The organism is Mesorhizobium sp. M0140, from assembly GCF_040322475.1.
Classification (GTDB): domain Bacteria; phylum Pseudomonadota; class Alphaproteobacteria; order Rhizobiales; family Rhizobiaceae; genus Mesorhizobium.
Map to the genome: position 1 here is coordinate 229,919 of NZ_JAMYTM010000005.1, position 18,486 is coordinate 248,404.

The following is an 18,486-nucleotide window of genomic DNA, read 5'->3' on the forward strand; positions in this document are numbered from 1 at the left end:
GCATACAGCTCAGCCGTGCTGTGGCTCCGGCCAGTGCATTGCCGCATATTTTGCGCTGCGCGATGTTGGCAAGCGGCTGCCGGGATGGCACTGGACGAACATCCCTCCGGATGGCGAGGCAGAGGAGCAAGCATGACTGCGGCGAAACAAGTGATCGTCATCGGCGCCGGCATCATCGGCTCCTCCATCGCCTGGCATCTGAGCAAGGCGGGAGCACAGGTCACGGTCATTTCCGACAGCCCCGTCGGTGGAATCGCCACCCCAAACTCGTTTGCCTGGATCAATGCCAGCTGGGGCAATCCGGAGCCCTATTTCCGGCTGCGCACCCGCGCGATGGCCGAATGGTCGCGGCTGGCGCAGGACCTACCCGGCCTGCCGCTCAGCTGGTGCGGCGGCCTGTGCTGGGATCTGTCGGCCACCGACATGGAAATCTACGCCACGGAGCATTCCGCCTGGGGCTACGGCATCGAACGCGTCGACCGCGCCGGTGCCGCGCGCATCGAGCCCAATCTCGCCGAGCTTCCCGACTTTGCCCTGCATGTGGCTGAGGAAGGTGTCGCAGAGCCCGTGGCCGCCGCCCATGCCCTATTGGCAGACGCGAAGCGACATGGCGCGAAGACCATCTCCAGCACGGTGACGGCCCTGGTCCAGACCGGCGGCAGGATCACCGGTGTCGACACTTCGCACGGATTGATTGCATCAGACGAGGTGGTGGTCGCGGCCGGCGTCGGCTCGCCGGAGATCGCCGCGACCGCCGGGATCAACCTGCCGATCGAAACGCCGCCCGGCCTGATCGTCCACTCACGGCCTTACAAAAAGCTGCTCAACGGTCTGGTTCTGGCCGAGCGGCTGCACATGCGCCAGACGGCGGAAGGCCGCATCATCGCCGGCTCGGATTTTGGCGGCGCCGATCCGGGTATGAATGCCGAAGCCACCGCCCACGCGCTGTTTGCGGCCATGAAGGCCATGCTGCGCGACAGCGACGGGTTGGAACTCGATTTCCACACGGTCGGCTACCGGCCGACGCCGATCGACGGCTTTCCGATCATCGGCCGCGCGGTGGGCATGGACGGTGTCTATGTCGCGGTCATGCATTCCGGCATCACGCTGGCGCCGGCCGTCGGCCTGTTCGCCACAAGGGAAATCCTCGACGGCGAGCGCGACCCCTTACTTGCCCCTTATGGATTGTCGCGCTTCGCTCAATAGGCGGGCGGACGGCGAAAGCCGCCGGTGAGTGGTTCGATTGCCTTGGCGATGCCGAGCAGCCGTGACTCCGACCAGCGTTTGCCGACCAGTTGCAGGCCGATCGGCAGGCCGGTGCTGTCCAGTCCGCACGGCATGGAAAGCGCTGGATGGCCGCTGTAGTTGAACACGGCGCCATAGGCCGGCAGCATCCAGTAGTTCTGCTCCTTGCCGTCGACCTTGATCGGCGTGCCCGGCTCGCAATGCGGGAAGGCGGTGGTCATGGCGACCGGGCAGATCAACGCGTCGTAGGCCTCGAAAAACCGGTCCCAGGCGAGAATGGATTTGTCGCGGCGGGCGAGTGCCTCGAACCAGCGCGAGACCGGTGTCGGTTCCTCCGGCGGCTCAGGCTGAGCGGCCTCCAGCATCATGCCGATCAGCGCGCCGCCCTGCTCCAGATCGTCATGCAGGTCAAGTTTCGGCAGTTTTGCTTCTTCGACGACCGCTCCTGCGGATTGTAACTGCCTTGCGAGACTTTCGACCGCGGCGCTGACGTCGCCCGCCACTGGAAACCCGGGAAAGAACGGCGCGAAGGCAATGCGCAATGTCTTGAGGTCGAGGCTTGGCATATCCTCGACCGGCACCGGCGCAAGATCGGTGTCGCTTCCATTAGGACCGGCAATGATTTGATAGATCAGCGCCAAATCTTCCACACTGCGCGCCAGCGGCCCAAGGCAGGACATCAGCCGCACGCTGCGCGCAGTACCGCCGGGATCGGGAAAGACGCCGGCCAGCGAGACGCGGTGCTCCGTCGGCTTCAGGCCATAGACACCGCAGAAACTGGCCGGCAGCCGGATTGAGTCCTGCATGTCGGTGCCGACATCGAACGGCGTCATCCCCGAGCAAAGTGCAGCCGCCGCGCCGCCGCTGGAACCGCCCGCCGTGCGCTGGAGATTCCAGGGATTGCTGGTGCGACCAAACAGCGGATTGTTCGACTGCCAGTCCGAAAGCATGGTCGCGACATTGGTCTTGGCCATCAGCACGCCGCCAGCCGCACGCAAGCGGGCGACGACCGGACTGTCCTGTTTGGCGACATAGTCGGCAAAGGGCGGAAAGCCGACCGTGGTCTTCATGCCGGATGTATCGTGCATGTCCTTCAGCGTGAACGGTACGCCGTGCAGCGGGCCGAGGGCCTCGCCGCGCGCCTGGGCCGCGTCGGCCTTCTTGGCGCACTCGCGAGCCCCTTCCCTGTCGAGCGAGATGACGGCGTTGACCGCATCGTTGTGCGCATCGATCTGCGCCAGATGCGCGTCGAGTGCCTCGACGGCGGAGATCTTCCGCGCGGCGATGGCAGTGGCCAGCTCGATGGTTGAGGAAAAGACGAGGTCCATTGACAATGCTCCGGCTTGGCCGCGTTCGCCTGATCGGATGGCGGACAGCGGCGCTGCTTCAAATGGAGTTGAGCATTCGAGGATTGTCTGCGTTTGATCGAAATTGTGCAGACTGGACTGTCCAAGTCTGCACTCTACGGCGCCCCCCTCTGTCCTGCCGGACATCTCCCCCACAGGTGGGGAGATTGGATGTCACGACAGCTTTCGCCAATCTCGGACGTTGCAAGGAATAGCGCGGCAGTCGCAGGTGCCAATCTCCCCCCGTGTGGGGGAGATGTCCGGCAGGACAGAGGGGGGCTGTCCCGCGGCGTTGCCGCACTTTTGCAACTAGACGGCCAGTGCCAGCCTGGCCGATGCGGGTGCGAAAGGGCGAATGACCATGCCATCGCCAGTGATCGTCACAAAACTCGACGGCGGGATCGCCTGCCAGTCGCCGCCCTCGCGGTCGAACGGCTCGGAAACGATGCAGCGGCCGCCGCCCTTGCGCAGGACAGACGTGTAGAGCGTCGGTGCGTGAGCGTCGGTGGCGTAGCGCACCGCATGCAGCGCCTGCCCGTCGGAGAAGGCGGCGGTGAGTTTCAGCGCCGGTTCGAGGCCGGCGCGGCGCGAGGCTTCGAGCACGCGGCTGGTGGCGCGGGAGACGGCGCCTTGCGGATCGCCGGTCAATCCCTCGTCGATCATCAGCAGGAAAAACAATTCGGAATCGGTGGTGCCTTCGCGCTGGTCGAAGACAGCGTCGGACAGCGAATTCTCCAGCGCGCGGCGGATTTTTTCGAAGCCGCCGATCTGGCCGTTGTGCATGAACGACCAAGAGCTGGAGATGAACGGATGGCAATTCATGCGGCTGGTGGCGCCGCCGGTGGACGCCCGCACATGGGCGAGGAACAGGCCGGATTTGATCTGCCGGCACAGGCTCTTCAGATTGGGATCCGACCATGCCGGCAGGATGTCTCGGTAGAGACCCGGCTCCGGGCGGTCGCCATACCAGGCAAGGCCAAAACCGTCACCATTGGTCGGCGATTTCGCTTCCTGGGCGCAATGGCTCTGGGCGATCAGCGAGTGACAGGGCGCGGTGAGCATGTCTTCGAGAAAGACTGCTTCACCGAGATAGGCCGCCCACCGGCACATCGCTTCTGTCGCCCTCTAGGCGCGATCCATAAGAGCCGCAGGCTCCTTGATCGCGTGTGTGCCTCTGTTGTGCGTCCGCTCGTAAAGCTCACGAACGATTCGGCTGGCGGTAGTCTCAAACAGAAATGGCAAGAAAGCGTGAACGAGCGCGGCGCCAGCCGCCATCAGCAGCCGCGACGAGAACCAGCCGGCAAAGGCCATATGAGTGAAATAGGTTTCGCCGACCTTGGCCGGATGAGAGGTGAAAATCCTTGCGACCGACATGCTGGTCCCCTTCAGCGCTTGAAGTTCCTGATATGAGTATCCTGACACGCTTCGCCGGTTCATCGGTCTCGAAATATCCTTGTATTTGACCCGTTGATGGGACAAACATCCCACATGGCGTTGGAAATCGACGAAATCGACCGGAAATTGCTTGCCGAATTGCAACGCGACGGCACGCTGTCGGTCGACCAGCTGTCGGAACGGGTGGCGCTGTCGCGCAATGCCTGCTGGCGCCGGGTGAAGCGGCTGGAGGAGGATGGCGTCATCACCGGCCGCGTGGCGCTGGTCGATGCCGAAAAGCTCGGACTTGGCCTTTCCGTCTTCATCCTGATCCGCACGTCCAACCACGACCCGGAGTGGCTGCAGAAATTCCGCGCGGCAGTGACCGGCTTTCCCGAGATCACCGGCGTCTACCGCATGTCGGGCGACCTCGACTATGTCTTGCGCGCCCGCGTCGCCGACGTGAAGGCCTATGACCGGCTCTACCAGCGGCTGATCGCCAAGGTGGCGCTGTCGGATGTGTCCGCGTCCTTCGTGATGGAGGAGATCAAGGAGACCACCGTCGTTCCGATGGAACTGAGGTAGATTAGCTGAAGCCTCCCAACTTCGTCATCCACGGGCGGAGCAGGAGCGAAGCTCCGTCGCGAAGACCCGAGGATCCATGCCGTGACCTTGGCCGAGGAGTGCAGCGGAGCAGAATTCTGCACCGCAGCAACGCTTTAAAGTCGCGGCATGGATCCTATGGTCTGCGCTGCGTCGCTTCGCTCCTTGCTTCGCCCGTGGATGACGAAGCGTTGGGTGGTCACAGTGCCGCCCAAAAGAAAGCCGTTGATAGAATTACAGTCGAGTTGACCGAATCGCCGTTCGCGCCGATAGGATCGATTTTATGCGCGCAGCCCTTCAAACTCCCTCCGTCATCGGTCCGACCGTCGGCTTCGTCAGGTTGCCGCATGCTGAAGGACTTCCCCTCCCCGCCTATGAAAGCATCGGTGCCGCCGGCATGGATTTGCGCGCCGCGGTGCCCGACGACCGGCCGCTGCTGATCCTGCCCGGAAAACGCGCTTTGGTGCCGACCGGGCTGATCCTGGAGATTCCCGAGGGCATGGAAGGTCAGGTGCGGCCACGCTCCGGACTTGCTTTCAAGCACGGCCTGACCGTGCTCAACACGCCCGGCACCATCGACAGCGATTATCGCGGCGAGGTGAAGGTGCTGCTGATCAATCTCGGCGACGAGGATTTCGCGGTGACGCGCGGCATGCGCATCGCCCAGATCGTCTTCGCGGCGGTGACGCAGGCGGCCGTGGAAGAGCGCACTTTGGCCGGCGGCACGGCGCGTGGCTCGGGCGGGTTCGGATCGACCGGCACCGCCTGATGTCTGAACTGCCTAAACTTGTCATCTTCGACTGCGACGGCATCCTGGTCGATACAGAGAATTTGGCCAATCGGCGTCTCGCCGAATGGCTGACCGCTGCCGGCTATCCGACAAGCTTCGAATATTGCCGCAAGAATTTCTCCGGCCGCAGCATGGCGTCGGTGCAGAAAGAGATCGAAGCAGAGACCAGCGTCAGGCTCGGCGTCGATTTCGTCGATCGCTGGAACGCCGGCCTGCCGGATCTGTTTGCCCACGGCGTCGAAGCGATCCCCTACGTCCGCGAGTTCGTCGAAGCCGTGCGTTCAGCCGGTATCGCCTATTGCGTCGCCACCTCGGCCCGAGTGTCGAAGATGCACATCACGCTCGGCCAGACCGGGCTGTTGCCGCTGTTCGAACACGCGATGTTTTCCTCGACCATGGTCAGCCGTGGCAAGCCGTTCCCGGACCTGTTCCTGCATGCGGCCAAGACCATGGGCTTCGCGCCCGCCGACTGCATCGTCATCGAGGACAGCGTCGCCGGCACGCAGGCCGGGATCGCCGCCGGCATGCGGGTGTTTTCCTATCATGCCGATCCCTATTCCGACCGCGCTGGCCTGATCCAGGCCGGCGGCATCCTGTTCGACGACATGCGCGAGCTGGCCGGGCTGGTGCCGATCCACTAAGCTGATCTTCAGCCCGCGGCTGTACGCCTCGATCGTCCGTGCTAGCTTGGCCCCGCCAATTCGAGGCCACGCATGAAACCCGCCCTGTTCCGCTTCTTCCTTACCTTGACGCTGCTGCCGTTTTTGTGGACTGCGGCCGGCGCGCAAGCCGTCGGCTTCCCGGAACTCGGCAGTGCTTTGCCCGGCCGCACGGATGCCACCTATCTCGACCTCGCGAGGATGGTCATTCCAGATCTCGCCGCGGACCAGGACGGCTTCTACAGGGGCGGGTTACCGATCGAGATGCGACATATCGAGCGACCGGACGGCGGCGGTTCGCCGCCCGAAACTTCGGGCTTTTCCAATGCCGCGGTGCTTGCGATCAAGGCCGGCGGCAAAGACCGGCTGGCCATGCTGTTCGACCTCGGTGACTCTCCCGACAGCGCCGAAGGCTATGCGGTGCTGGCGCTCTACGACGTCACGGCCAAGCCAAAATTGCTCGACGCCGTCAATGTCGCGCTCGACCGCGGCACCTACTTCCGCGAACCGGGCAAGCTTTCGGTCAGCGCCAACGATGACGTCCTGATCACCATGAGCGCGCATTTCAACTCGAGCCAGAACTATGTGATCACGCCGCTGATCATGGTCCGCGACGACAAATTCGAACTGATCGACATGATCTATACGTTCGACGAAAACCTGTGCGCCTACAGCCGCAAGCAGGATGTAGCTTTTCAGGCCATCGCGGAGGGGAAGTCCTATGCTGCCATCAAAGTGACGGTGACCGATGCCACGGTGCTCAACGGCGAAAGCTGCGACGACACTCCGCCCCGACCAGAGTCCCACGCGATTTCCGTCATCTATCACTGGGACAAGAAGACATCGCGCTACATCAAGGATTCCGACACGCTGGACAAATTGGCAGGAGAGAACGCCAAACGCTTCTGAACCAACCGCATTCGTTTGCCCGGCCAAATGGGGCAGGATAAAATCCACTTAGCCACACCGCATATGGGGGTACTACCATGGACAAGGGCAAGATCTTCCGCGACCTGCATGCCTCGACCTTCGTCATGCCCAATCCCTGGGATATCGGCACGACGAAGCTGCTCGGCTCGTTCGGCTTCACGGCGCTGGCGACAACCAGCGCCGGCTTTGCCTTTTCGCGCGGCTTGCCGGACGGCGCGGTGACCTTCGACCAGATGATCCACCATTGCCGCGAGGTGTCGGGGGCGACCAGCCTGCCGGTCTCGGCCGACCTCGAGAAAGGCAAGGGCGACAGCGCCGAGCAGGCCGCCGAAACCATCTTCGCGGCCGAAGCGGCCGGTCTTGCCGGCTGCTCGATCGAAGACCACACCGGCGACCCCGACAAGCCAATCTATGATTTCGCGCACGCTGTCGAGCGCGTTGCGGCGGCGGTGGAGGCGGCGCGGGCGCTGAAGCGCGATTTCGTCTTCACGGCGCGGGCCGAGAATTTCCTGTGGGGCAAGTCCGACCTCGACGATACCATCAAGCGGCTGCAGGCGTTCGAGAAGGCCGGCGCCGACGTGCTCTATGCGCCAGGCATCGGCGACGTCGAGATGATCCGCACGCTCTGCTCGGCGGTCAGCAAGCCGGTCAATGTCATGGCAAAGCCTGGCTTCACCATCGCCGACCTCGCCATGGCCGGCGTCAAGCGCATCTCGCTCGGGCCGTGGCTGACCAATTTCGCCTATGGCATGCTGGAAACGGCGGCACGCGAGATCCAGCAGGACGGCACCTTCGGCTTCACCCGCGCCGCCATGCCGTTCGGCAAATTGCAGGCCCTCTTCGGCAAGTCTTCAGCTTGAACGGGGCCCATCGCATGACGCTGACCGTCGTCGACATGCATACAGGCGGCGAGCCGCTCAGGATCGTCACCGGCGGCTATCCCGGTATTCCCAAGGGCACGATCCTAGAAAAGCGCGCCTATGTGCGCGACCATCTCGATCATCTCAGGAAAATCCTGATGTTCGAGCCGCGCGGCCATTACGACATGTATGGCGCCTTGCTGGTCGAGCCGGACCTGCCCGGCGCCGACCTCGCCGTGCTGTTCATGCACAATGAGGGTTACTCGACGATGTGCGGCCACGCCATCGTCGCGCTCGGCCGCTACGCCGTAGATGAGGGATTGGTGGCGAAACAGGAACCAATCACGACAGTCAATATCGAGGCGCCGTGCGGGCTGGTCGTCGCCTCGGTCGAGGTCAGGGACGGCAAGGCCGGTGCGGTGTCGTTCGAAAGCGTGCCGGCCTTCCTGTTCGCCGGCGGGCAGACGATAGAGCTGGCGGGTCATGGCACGATCGGCTTCGACGTCGCCTATGGCGGCGCCTTCTACGCGCTGGCCGATTGTCACCAATTCGGGCTTGAATTCGGCAGAAGCCGGGTGCGCGATTTCGTCGATGCGGCAACCGCGCTGACGGACAGGCTCAAGGCCGAATTGCCGCTGTCGCATCCCGACCATGCCGACCTTGCCTTCCTCTACGGCACCATCCTGACCGATGGCCGCGACGCGTTTTCCAGCGAGGTGACTAAGAACATCTGCGTCTTCGCCGAGGCCGAGGTCGACCGCTCGCCGACCGGCTCCGGCGTGACCGCGCGGTTGGCGGCCATGCATGCCAAGGGCGAGATCGCGATCGGGCAGACACGCATGTTCGAGAGCATCGCCGGCTCGCGTTTTTCCGGGTCCGTGGTGCGGACGGCGAAGGCTGGCCCGCACGAGGCGATCATCGCCCGCGTCGGCGGCCGCGCCTACTATTCCGGGCGGGCCGAGTTCATTGTCGAGGCCGACGACGAACTGGGACGCGGTTTCCTGTTGCGCTGACGAAAATGCTCAGCCGCGTGAGGAGCGAGCCACTTCCCGCACCGAAATCGCCTTGTGCAGATGCACCATCATGGCGGCGGCGAAGAGCGGCGTCACCAGATTGAGCAGCGGCACGGCGAGGAAGGCAGCGATGAGCAGGCCGGCGAGAAACACCGTGCCGGCATAGTGTCTGCGCAAGGCTCTGGCCTCTTCTTCGTCGCGAAAGCGCATGGCAGCGAATTCGAAGAACTCGCGCCCGAGCAGATAGCCGTTGACGATGAAGAAGGCGGCGATGTTGACGCCCGGCACCAAGAGAAGCAGCAGGGCGACGATGTTGCCAAGAATGACGACGCCGAGAAATCGCATCGATAGCACCAGCGAGCGCAGCGCTGGCATGGCGCGGCCGGATGGATCGCCGGGATAGTCGGTGCGCTCGACCACCTCGGCGATATCGTCGAGGAACAGGCCGGCGACAACAGCCGTTACCGGCGCGATGAGCAACGCCATACCGAAGGCAAGCGCTATTGCCGCGATGATGCCGCCCAGCCAGCCGGCCCAGGACGGCATGCCGGGCAACAGCGTCTGCAACCATGGCAGGGCCAGCCACTCGACAAGGCTGGTCAGACCGAACCACAGCGCCACCAGCGCCAGCAGGGTCAAGCCCAGCGTCTTGAGGAACACGGCACGAAACGGAGGCGAGAGCAGCTCAAGGGCCGCAGTGCGGGCAGCGTCGAAAATCACCGTGCTTCAACCAAGGGTTAGCGGATACCGCCGAAAGACGGACGCCCCCGAGATAAGCAGTGCAGGTCGCCAGCACAAGCGGCGGGCGCCTACCGCGCAAGCGCCGGCCTGCGAACCGGGATGGCCATGGCAGCGACCCCAGCCACGACAAACGCCATGCCCAGCCATGCCGTCGAACCAAGGCTTTCACCGAGGAAGACGGCGCCGATGCCGACGCCGATCGGCACGCGCAGATAGGCCTGCGAAGTGGTGCCGACCGAGCCCAGCGTGTGGATGAGGCGGAAATAGATGACGAAAGCCAGTGCGGTCGAAAACACCGACAGGCCGAGCAAGGCCAGGATCGATGCGGTCGACGGCGCCAGCGTCCACGGCTCGTCGAACACAAGACTGAGCGGCACCAGGATGATTGCGCCGCACAGCATCGATCCGGCGGCCGGCAGCATCGGGTCGAGGCCCTTGAAGCCACGGCCGAAAATGGCCGCACCGGCATAGCAGATTGTCGCTGCGACGATGGCAAGCTGCGCCCACAATTGGTGACCGATGCCATCAAGCGCCTGGGTTCCGATGATCAGGCATATTCCAGCTATACCGGCGCCGACGCCAATCAGCTTGCGCACCGTGACCGGCTCATGGCGGGTGATGAGCGCGGTGAACAGGAAGGTGAAGATCGGTGAGGTCGCGTTCAGGATGGTGGCGAGGCCTGCATCGACCGAGCGCTCGGCGGCGGCGATCAGGGTGAATGGTATGACGCTGTTGAGGCATGCCTGGAAGGCAAAGCGGCGCCAGCTTGCCGCATCGCCCGGCATGGCGAGCCCGCGCCAGCGGATGATGGCGAACAGGATACCGCCGGCGATCAGGGTGCGGGCGGCTATGAAGGTGACCGGCGGGATGGTTTCGACGCCGATCTTGATGAAGGTGTAGGAGGCGCCCCAGAGCACTGCCAGCACGACGAGCAGTGTCAGGTCGGTGGTCATGTCGTTCTTTGCAGGCTCGTTCTTTGTCGAGATCTTCTTTGTAGACATGGGGCTGGCTCGCCTTCGAAACGGGATCGGCTGAACCAGGCTTGTAGGCGGTGCGGCGACGAAATGCTTCGGCCACGGTCGAATTGTCATAGCGCCTCCCGGCTGATGCGCCTTTTGCCTGTTCCGCCAAAGTTGCGTCTCACGCCCTAGGCAAACCGGTTTCAAATCGCTAGACCCGCGCCGGACCGGCGTGGCAAGAAGCCGGCTCGGGTTTTGGCGGAGATTTTGATGCCGGATTATGACGTGCTTTGCATCGGCAATGCCATTGTCGACATCATCGCCCAGTGCGACGAGGAATTCCTCGAGACCAACGGCATCATCAAGGGCGCGATGAACCTCATCGACACACAACGCGCCGAACTGCTCTACAGCCGCATGGGTCCGGCGATCGAGGCGTCCGGCGGCAGTGCCGGCAACACGGCGGCCGGTGTCGCCAGCTTCGGCGGCCGCGCCGCCTTCTTCGGCAAGGTCTCCAACGATGCGCTCGGCGAAATCTACGCCCACGACATCCATGCGCAGGGCGTCGCCTTCGACACCACGCCGCTCAAGGGTGAGCCGCCGACGGCGCGCTCGATGATCTTCGTCACGCCCGACGGCGAGCGCTCGATGAACACCTATCTCGGCGCCTGCGTCGAGCTTGGCCCTGAGGATGTCGAAGCCGACAAGGCGTCTGGCGCCAAGGTCACCTATTTCGAAGGGTATCTGTGGGACCCGCCGCGCGCCAAGGAGGCAATCCGCCAGACGGCGAAGCTGGCGCACGCGGCAGGCCGCGAAGTCTCCATGACACTGTCGGATTCGTTTTGCGTCGACCGCTACCGCGACGAATTCCTCGACCTGATGCGCTCGGGCACGGTCGATATCGTCTTTGCCAACAGCCACGAGATCAAGTCGCTCTACCAGACGTCGTCGTTCGACGAGGCGCTGGCCCAGATCCGCAAGGATTGCCGGATCGCCGCCGTCACCCGCTCGGAAAAAGGCTCGGTGATCGTACGCGGCGACGAAACCGTGGTGATCAAGGCGACCGCCATCAAGGAACTGGTCGACACGACCGGCGCCGGCGATCTCTATGCCGCGGGCTTCCTGCATGGCTACACGCAAGGCCGCGACCTGCAGACCTGCGGCGACCTTGGCTCACTGGCGGCCGGACTGGTGATCCAGCAGATCGGCCCCAGGCCACGGCAGAATCTGCGCCGAGAGGCTGAGCAGGCGGGGTTGCTTTAGCAGCCATCAAGCTGCCGATCTCCCCCCTCGTGGGGGAGATGGCCGGCAGGCCAGAGGGGGGCACCGTCCCGCCAGCATCTTCAAGGCTTTACACTGCCGCCGACCCCGAAATAGACGGCATGAATTCCTGGATTCTTGCGCGACGTTGACGTCGTCAGAAGGACCTGGAGCGCGGGCGCAAAACATCGTTCCGTAGCGATCCTTCGCGCGCCCCTCTGCCCTGCCGGGCATCTCCCCCACGAGGGGGGAGATCGGCAGCTTGGCCGTCCGCTTCTCACCGTCGCGCGGCTGTCATACATCGCACCTACACGCAATCTGGGCGTCCCGCGACTGACATTTCGGTGCGCCCTCAGTCAGTTGGGGTGTCAAGAAATGCTAGACAGCATGCTGTCGGGCGGCCGGATTCATTGCCGCCGCGATTTCCGCTTTCCGCTCTAGAGATTCAACAATCGGCCGCAGCTGAGGGGAGCGCGGCCCGGAAGACAGATGCATGAACAGATTTCAGATCCAGGCCCTCAGGCAGGACGACTTCGCGGAGATGGTCGCGGAGGAGGTCGAACGCGCGCTTGCCCACTATGATGAGGCCATCAACAAGCCAACCATGGTCTCGGTCGGCAAGATCGCCGGCAGCATAGCGTCCGCCGTCACCTTGCTGTCGCCGAAGCACCAGCGCGCCATCGACGCCATCCATGCCGACCTGCCCGGCCTGGCCTCGAAATTCGTGCGCGCGCTGGCGGCGGAAGCCGCGCGCCGCAGCGAAGCCGGTATTGCCGGCGTGATCAATCCGCCGATGACCCCGTTGACCGATGTCGAGCCCCCCTCGCTGCCAAAGTCCGACGATCTCGAATCGATGCTGATCGAGGACTGGGCGGGCCGCGTCGCCGGCTCGACCTATCTGGAAGAGCATTTGCGCATCGCCCGCTCGACCCTGCACCGTTGGCAGAGACGGGGTGAGGTCATCGCCTTGCGCAAGGGCGGCCGCAAACATGTCTTCCCGCTGGCGCAGTTCGTCGACGGCCGGCCGGTTGCAGGCATTCGCGACGTGCTGTCGCTGATCACCAATCCAAGGCTCGCATGGCTGTGGCTGACGCGGCCCTCGGCGCAGCTCGACGGCCGCATTCCCGTCGACCTGCTTCGGCAGGATCAGGTCGACGAGGTCGTTGAGGCCGCGCGCGTATTCGCGCCGCGCTGAACGCCTCGCGACCTCACCGCTCAGGCTCGCCCCTCAAGTCCCCGCCGTATACGCCGCGATCGCCGCCATGTTGACGATGTCGCTGTCCTTGGCGTTGAGCGACACGATCTGAACCGGCTTGTTCAGGCCGACCAGCAGAGGACCGATGACCGTGGAGCCGCCGAGTTCCTGCAGCATCTTGGTCGAGATCGAGGCCGAGTGGAACGCCGGCATGATCAACACATTGGCCGGGCCGGTCAGCCTTATGAACGGATATTGCGCCATGGCGCGGGCGTTGAGGGCGACGTCGGCGGCCATTTCGCCGTCATACTCGAAGTCGACGCGGCGCTTGTCGAGGATGCGCACCGCTTCCTGGACGCGCTCGGAGCGCTCGCCCTGCGGATGGCCGAAGGTCGAATAGGCGAGCATGGCGAGCCTCGGCTCATAACCCATGCGGCGGGCAAAGCCTGCGGCCTCCTCGGCGATGTCGGCGATCTGCTCGGCGTTCGGCATATCGTGCACGGCGGTGTCGGCGACCAGCACGGTCTTGCCCCGCGCCAGCACGATCGAGACGCCGATGACGCGATGGCCGGGCTTGGCGTCGATGACGCGGCGGATGTCGTCGAGTGCTGTCGAATAGTTGCGGGTGACGCCCGTCACGATGCCGTCGGCGTCGCCCAGCGCCACCATGCAGGCGGCAAAATGGTTGCGGTCGTTGTTGATCAGCCGCTGGCAGTCGCGGAACAGGAAGCCTTTGCGCTGCATGCGCTCGTAGAGATAGTCGGTGTAGATGCCGTTGCGGCGCGACAGCCTTGCATTGATGATCTCGATGCCTTGCTTGTTGAGGTCGATGCCGGCGTGCTTGGCGTTTTCCTTGATGACGTCGTCGCGTCCGAGCAGGATGGCGGTGCCGAGCCGCTGATTCACATAGGAGACGGCGGCGCGCATGACCTGCTCCTCTTCGCCCTCGGCGAAGACGATGCGCTTGGGCTGGCGCCGCACGCGGTCGTAGATGCGCTGCAGGGTCGAGGCGATCGGGTCGCGGCGGGCCGACAGCTCCTGCGCATAACGGTCGAGATCGAGGATCGGCTTGCGGGCGACGCCGGAATCCATCGCCGCCTTGGCCACCGCAATCGGGATGGCCGAGATCAGGCGCGGGTCGAACGGCACCGGGATGATGTAGTTGGGGCCGAATTTCGGCCGGTTGCCCTGATAGGCGGCGGCGACGTCGTCGGGCACATCCTGGCGTGCCAATGCCGCCAGCGCCTGGGCGGCGGCGATCTTCATGTCGTCATTGATGGTGGTTGCCCTGACATCCAGCGCGCCGCGGAAGATGTAGGGAAAGCCGAGCACGTTGTTGACCTGGTTGGGGTAATCAGAACGACCGGTGGCCATGATGGCGTCGGTGCGGATCTCGGCGACCTCCTCCGGCGTGATTTCCGGATCGGGATTGGCCATGGCGAAGATGATCGGGTTCTTGGCCATCGACTGCACCATGGCGGTGGTCAGCGCGCCCTTAGCGGAGAGGCCGAGGAAGACGTCGGCGCCATCGAGTGCCTCGGCGAGGCTGCGCGCCTCGGTCTTGACCGCATGCGCCGACTTCCACTGGTTCATGCCTTCGGTGCGGCCTTGAAAGACCACGCCCTTGGTGTCGCACAAAGTGATGTTTTCCGGCGCAAAACCCATCGCCTTCATCAGCTCGATACAGGCGATGCCGGCTGCACCGGCGCCGTTGCAGACCATTTTTGTGGTCTTCATGTCGCGGCCGGTGATTTCCAGCGCGTTGATCAGGCCGGCGGCCGAGATGATCGCAGTGCCGTGCTGGTCGTCATGGAAGACCGGGATGTCCATCAATTCGCGCAGGCGCTGCTCGATGATGAAGCATTCCGGCGCCTTGATGTCCTCGAGATTGATGCCGCCGAAAGAGGGCCCGAGGAAACGCACACAGTTGATGAACTCGTCGGCGTCCTCGGTATCGACCTCGAGGTCGATGGAATCGACATCGGCGAAGCGCTTGAACAGCACCGCCTTGCCCTCCATCACCGGCTTGGAGGCCAGCGCGCCGAGATTGCCAAGGCCGAGAATGGCGGTGCCGTTGGAGATGACGGCGACCATATTGCCGCGCGTCGTGTAGTCGAAGGCGCGCGAGGGGTCTTCGGCGATGGCCAGAACAGGAACCGCGACGCCAGGCGAATAGGCGAGGCTGAGGTCGCGTTGCGTCGCCATCGGCTTGGTGGCAACGACCTCCAGCTTGCCGGGGCGACCCATGGCGTGGAATTCGAGCGCTTCCTGCGCACTGACGGACGGACCGTTGTTCTCGGTTTTCCTGGCCATGATGTTCTTGATTTCCTCACCGGTGCAGCACCTCGTTGAAGCGGGTGCTTTGTGTCGGACCGAATTAAGACCACGCGCCGCCGCGTGTAAACCGCCAGCGCGCTGGAATCGCCGTCCGCATCGGCAATTGCGGACAAGCTGCCGTCCCGTCGTCCCCTGTTTTTCGAAGCTCTGGCATTAAACCGCATCATCACATCTGCTAGCGTGCCGCGCATGAACATGCACAGCCCGAACGAGCCAGACGCCCCCGAGGCGATGACGCCGGTGCCGACCGCCCACGCCGGCGCCACGCCGATGATCGAGCAATTCATCGAGATCAAGGCGGCGAACCCCGATTCGCTGCTGTTCTATCGCATGGGCGATTTCTACGAGCTGTTCTTCGACGATGCCGAGAAGGCGAGCCGGGCGTTGGGCATCGTGCTGACCAAACGCGGCAAGTATCAAGGGCTCGACATTCCGATGTGCGGCGTGCCGGTGCATGCCGCCGACGATTATCTGCAAAAGCTGATCGGCCAGGGTTTCCGCGTTGCCGTCTGCGAACAGATCGAGGATCCGGCCGAGGCCAAGAAACGCGGCGGCAAATCGGTGGTGCGCCGCGACGTGGTGCGGCTGGTGACACCGGGCACCATCACCGAGGACAAATTGCTGGCGCCGTCGGAATCGAGTTTCCTGATGGCGCTGGGGCGGGTGAAAGGCGGAGCGGACCACTCCTTTGCGCTGGCCTGGATCGACATCTCGACCGGCGCCTTCCGCGTCACCGACACCACCGCCGACCGGCTTTTGGCCGACATTTTCCGCGTCGATCCGCGCGAGCTGATCGTCGCCGAGCCGGTGTTCCATGATCCGGAGCTGAAGCCGGTGTTCGACGTGCTCGGCCGCGTCGCCAGCCCGCAACCGCCGTCGCTGTTTGATTCGGCCTCGGCCACGGGACGCATCGCCCGTTTCTTCGATGTGGCGACGCCGGATAGCTTTGGCGCCTTTTCGCGCGCCGAGCTATCGGCGATCTCGGGCGCCATCGCCTATGTCGAGAAGACGCAGAAAGCCGAGCGTCCGCCGCTGTCGCGGCCGGAGCGCGAGGAGCAGGGATCGACCCTGTTCATCGACCCGGCAACACGCGGCAATCTCGAACTCTTACGCACGCTGTCGGGCAGCCGCGAAGGCTCGCTGTTCAAGGCGATCGACCGCACGGTCACCGGCGGCGGCGCAAGGCTGCTCGCCGACCGGCTGATGGCGCCGCTGACCGACCCGGTGGCGATCGGCGGCAGGCTGGACTCGGTTTCGTTCTTCCGTTCCGAGACCCGGCTCTGCCAGGCGGTGCGGTCGAGCCTGAAGAGCGTCGCCGACATGCCGCGCGCGCTGTCTAGGCTGGCGCTCAACCGGGGCGGGCCGCGCGACCTCGGCGCGCTGCGCGCCGCCTTCGAGGCGGCAGGCGCGATCGCCGAGATTTTCGCGGCGACCGCCCTGCCGCAGGAATTGACGGCCGCACTCGCCGCCATCCATGCACTGCCCCAAGCGCTTTCGCAGCATCTGACGCAGGCGCTCGGCGACGAGCTGCCGCTGCTCAAGCGTGACGGCGGCTTCGTGCGCGGCGGCTACCATGCCGATCTCGACGAGATGCGGGCGCTGCGCGATGAGTCGCGCAAAGTGATCGCCGGGCTGGAGCGCTCGCTGATCGACGAGACCGGCATCCGCTCGCTGAAGATCCGCCACAACAATGTGCTTGGCTACTACATCGAGGTGACCGCCAATCACCACGCGATCATGACCGGCAGCGACGGCGCCAAGGCGCGCTTCATCCACCGCCAGACCATGGCAAACGCCATGCGCTTCACCACGACCGAGCTTGCCGAACTCGAGACCAAGATCGCCAATGCCGCCGACCGGGCGCTCAGCATCGAGCTTGCCGCCTTCGACGCGCTGACGGCGGAAGCGGTCGGCGAAGCGGAGAAGATCCGCGCCGGTGCGGACGCGCTGGCCGTGCTCGATGTCTCGGCGGCACTTGCGCTTCTCTCGGAAAGCGAAGCCTGGTGCCGGCCGGTGGTGGATTCGAGCCTTGCTTTCGACATTTTGGGGGGCCGGCATCCGGTGGTCGAGCAGGCCTTGCGCCGTTCGGGCGAAGGCCCGTTCGTCGCCAATGATTGCGACCTGTCGCCGGAGGGCAGCGCCAAGAATGGCGCGATCTGGCTTCTGACCGGCCCCAATATGGGCGGCAAGTCGACGTTCCTCAGGCAGAACGCACTGATCGCCATCCTCGCCCAGACCGGCTCGTTCGTGCCGGCGACATCGGCCCATATCGGCGTCGTCGACCGGCTGTTCTCGCGTGTCGGCGCCTCGGACGATCTGGCGCGCGGCCGCTCGACCTTCATGGTCGAGATGGTCGAGACGGCGGCGATCCTCAACCAGGCCGGCGAACGCGCGCTGGTGATCCTCGACGAGATCGGCCGCGGCACCGCCACTTTCGACGGCCTGTCGATCGCCTGGGCGGCGGTCGAATACCTGCACGAGAAGAACCGCTGCCGGGCGATCTTCGCTACTCACTTTCACGAAATGACCTCGCTGGCCGGCAAGCTGGCGCGGCTCTCCAACGTCACCATGCGGGTCAAGGAATGGGAAAACGACGTCGTCTTCCTGCACGAGGTCGGCAAGGGTGCCGCCGACCGCTCCTACGGCGTGCAGGTGGCGCGGCTGGCCGGCCTGCCGGAGGCGGTGGTCGACCGGGCTAAGGAAGTGCTGCATCAGCTCGAAGAAGGCGAAGTCTCCGGCAAGACCAACCGGCTGGTGGATGACCTGCCGCTGTTTTCGGTGGCGGTGAAGCGCGAAGCGCCAAAGCCGGCGAAAAACGATGCGCTCGGCGACGCGCTCGGCGCGATCAATCCCGACGAGATGACGCCGCGCGAGGCGCTGGAGGCGCTTTACCGGCTTAAGGGACTGGCGTAGCCAGTAAAGGTCGGCGGGACAGCACCCCCCTCTGCCCTACCGGGCATCTCCCCCGCAAGGGGGGAGATCGGACGTCACCTTGGCTTTCGCCAATCACCATGCAAGGAGAGCGGAGCGCGGAAGCTGCCTATCTCCCCCCTGTTTGGACCGGAGACATCGCGAACAGGTGTGCGAGAACATCGCGAACAGTTTGGCGTGCTTTGCGCCGGGAGGTTCGCGATGCCATTTGGGAACACCAGCGTGATGGATGGGAAGTTGGAG

General features: G+C 64.4%; 16 protein-coding genes. 10 read left to right on the forward strand and 6 right to left on the reverse strand.

The genetic code is table 11. The features are described 5' to 3' along the window. Window positions 1-132 precede the first annotated feature (132 nt). Entirely contained in the window at window positions 133-1,206 is a 1,074-nt protein-coding gene (locus NKJ37_RS07860; RefSeq protein WP_352773518.1) for an NAD(P)/FAD-dependent oxidoreductase, read from the forward strand. Here NKJ37_RS07860 and NKJ37_RS07865 read toward each other — a convergent pair. The 3 genes from NKJ37_RS07865 to NKJ37_RS07875 form a co-directional block, all read right to left on the reverse strand. Then, window positions 1,200-2,573, reverse strand: a complete 1,374-nt coding sequence (locus NKJ37_RS07865; protein ID WP_352773521.1) for an amidase — start codon at window positions 2,571-2,573, stop codon at window positions 1,200-1,202. The genes NKJ37_RS07860 and NKJ37_RS07865 overlap by 7 nt on opposite strands. 327 nt (window positions 2,574-2,900) lie before the next feature. Beyond that, window positions 2,901-3,701: a class II glutamine amidotransferase gene (locus NKJ37_RS07870; RefSeq protein WP_023811655.1), complete on the reverse strand. Its 801-nt coding sequence runs from the start codon at window positions 3,699-3,701 to the stop codon at window positions 2,901-2,903. A gap of 15 nt (window positions 3,702-3,716) precedes the next feature. Then, entirely contained in the window at window positions 3,717-3,965 is a 249-nt protein-coding gene (locus tag NKJ37_RS07875; RefSeq protein ID WP_023811654.1) for a DUF6356 family protein, read from the reverse strand. Between the two features lie 114 nt (window positions 3,966-4,079). Between NKJ37_RS07875 and NKJ37_RS07880 the strand changes: the two genes are divergently transcribed. From NKJ37_RS07880 to NKJ37_RS07905, 6 genes are all read left to right on the forward strand, one after another. Beyond that, a complete protein-coding gene (locus NKJ37_RS07880) occupies window positions 4,080-4,550 on the forward strand; it encodes an Lrp/AsnC family transcriptional regulator (protein ID WP_023811653.1) in 471 nt (156 codons plus the stop codon). Between the two features lie 301 nt (window positions 4,551-4,851). Continuing rightward, window positions 4,852-5,337 carry a dUTP diphosphatase gene (dut, locus tag NKJ37_RS07885; protein WP_023811652.1) on the forward strand — a complete coding sequence of 162 codons (486 nt, stop codon included), beginning with the start codon at window positions 4,852-4,854 and terminating at the stop codon, window positions 5,335-5,337. Further along, window positions 5,337-5,999, forward strand: a complete 663-nt coding sequence (locus NKJ37_RS07890) for an HAD family hydrolase (RefSeq protein ID WP_352773524.1) — start codon at window positions 5,337-5,339, stop codon at window positions 5,997-5,999. Before dut ends, NKJ37_RS07890 begins: the two co-directional genes overlap by 1 nt. 72 nt (window positions 6,000-6,071) lie before the next feature. Continuing rightward, window positions 6,072-6,926: a hypothetical protein gene (locus NKJ37_RS07895; RefSeq protein ID WP_352439725.1), complete on the forward strand. Its 855-nt coding sequence runs from the start codon at window positions 6,072-6,074 to the stop codon at window positions 6,924-6,926. A gap of 77 nt (window positions 6,927-7,003) precedes the next feature. Further along, window positions 7,004-7,807 (forward strand): isocitrate lyase/PEP mutase family protein, encoded by an 804-nt coding sequence (locus NKJ37_RS07900; protein ID WP_352439726.1) that lies wholly within the window; start codon window positions 7,004-7,006, stop codon window positions 7,805-7,807. 14 nt (window positions 7,808-7,821) lie between these two features. Next, window positions 7,822-8,820, forward strand: coding sequence for a proline racemase family protein (locus tag NKJ37_RS07905; protein ID WP_352439727.1), 999 nt, complete (start codon window positions 7,822-7,824; stop codon window positions 8,818-8,820). Window positions 8,821-8,829: 9 nt separating this feature from the next. Here the strand turns inward: NKJ37_RS07905 and NKJ37_RS07910 are convergent, their stop codons facing one another. After that, window positions 8,830-9,540, reverse strand: a complete 711-nt coding sequence (locus tag NKJ37_RS07910; protein WP_352439728.1) for a sulfate transporter family protein — start codon at window positions 9,538-9,540, stop codon at window positions 8,830-8,832. Window positions 9,541-9,629: 89 nt separating this feature from the next. Beyond that, window positions 9,630-10,562 carry a DMT family transporter gene (locus NKJ37_RS07915; protein ID WP_352773527.1) on the reverse strand — a complete coding sequence of 311 codons (933 nt, stop codon included), beginning with the start codon at window positions 10,560-10,562 and terminating at the stop codon, window positions 9,630-9,632. A 228-nt stretch (window positions 10,563-10,790) separates the two neighbouring features. On the opposite strand from NKJ37_RS07915, the gene NKJ37_RS07920 reads away from it, so the two are divergent. Continuing rightward, the gene (locus NKJ37_RS07920) at window positions 10,791-11,783 is read left to right on the forward strand and encodes an adenosine kinase (protein ID WP_027039710.1); all 993 of its coding nucleotides are present in this window, start codon (window positions 10,791-10,793) and stop codon (window positions 11,781-11,783) included. A 490-nt stretch (window positions 11,784-12,273) separates the two neighbouring features. Then, window positions 12,274-12,975, forward strand: a complete 702-nt coding sequence (locus NKJ37_RS07925; protein WP_128304819.1) for an antitoxin Xre/MbcA/ParS-like domain-containing protein — start codon at window positions 12,274-12,276, stop codon at window positions 12,973-12,975. A gap of 33 nt (window positions 12,976-13,008) precedes the next feature. Here the strand turns inward: NKJ37_RS07925 and NKJ37_RS07930 are convergent, their stop codons facing one another. Beyond that, entirely contained in the window at window positions 13,009-15,288 is a 2,280-nt protein-coding gene (locus tag NKJ37_RS07930) for an NADP-dependent malic enzyme (RefSeq protein ID WP_023811643.1), read from the reverse strand. Between the two features lie 213 nt (window positions 15,289-15,501). Here NKJ37_RS07930 and mutS point away from each other — a divergent pair, with 213 nt between their 5' ends. After that, a complete protein-coding gene (gene mutS / locus NKJ37_RS07935; protein WP_352610820.1) occupies window positions 15,502-18,225 on the forward strand; it encodes a DNA mismatch repair protein MutS in 2,724 nt (907 codons plus the stop codon). Window positions 18,226-18,486: the final 261 nt, after the last annotated feature.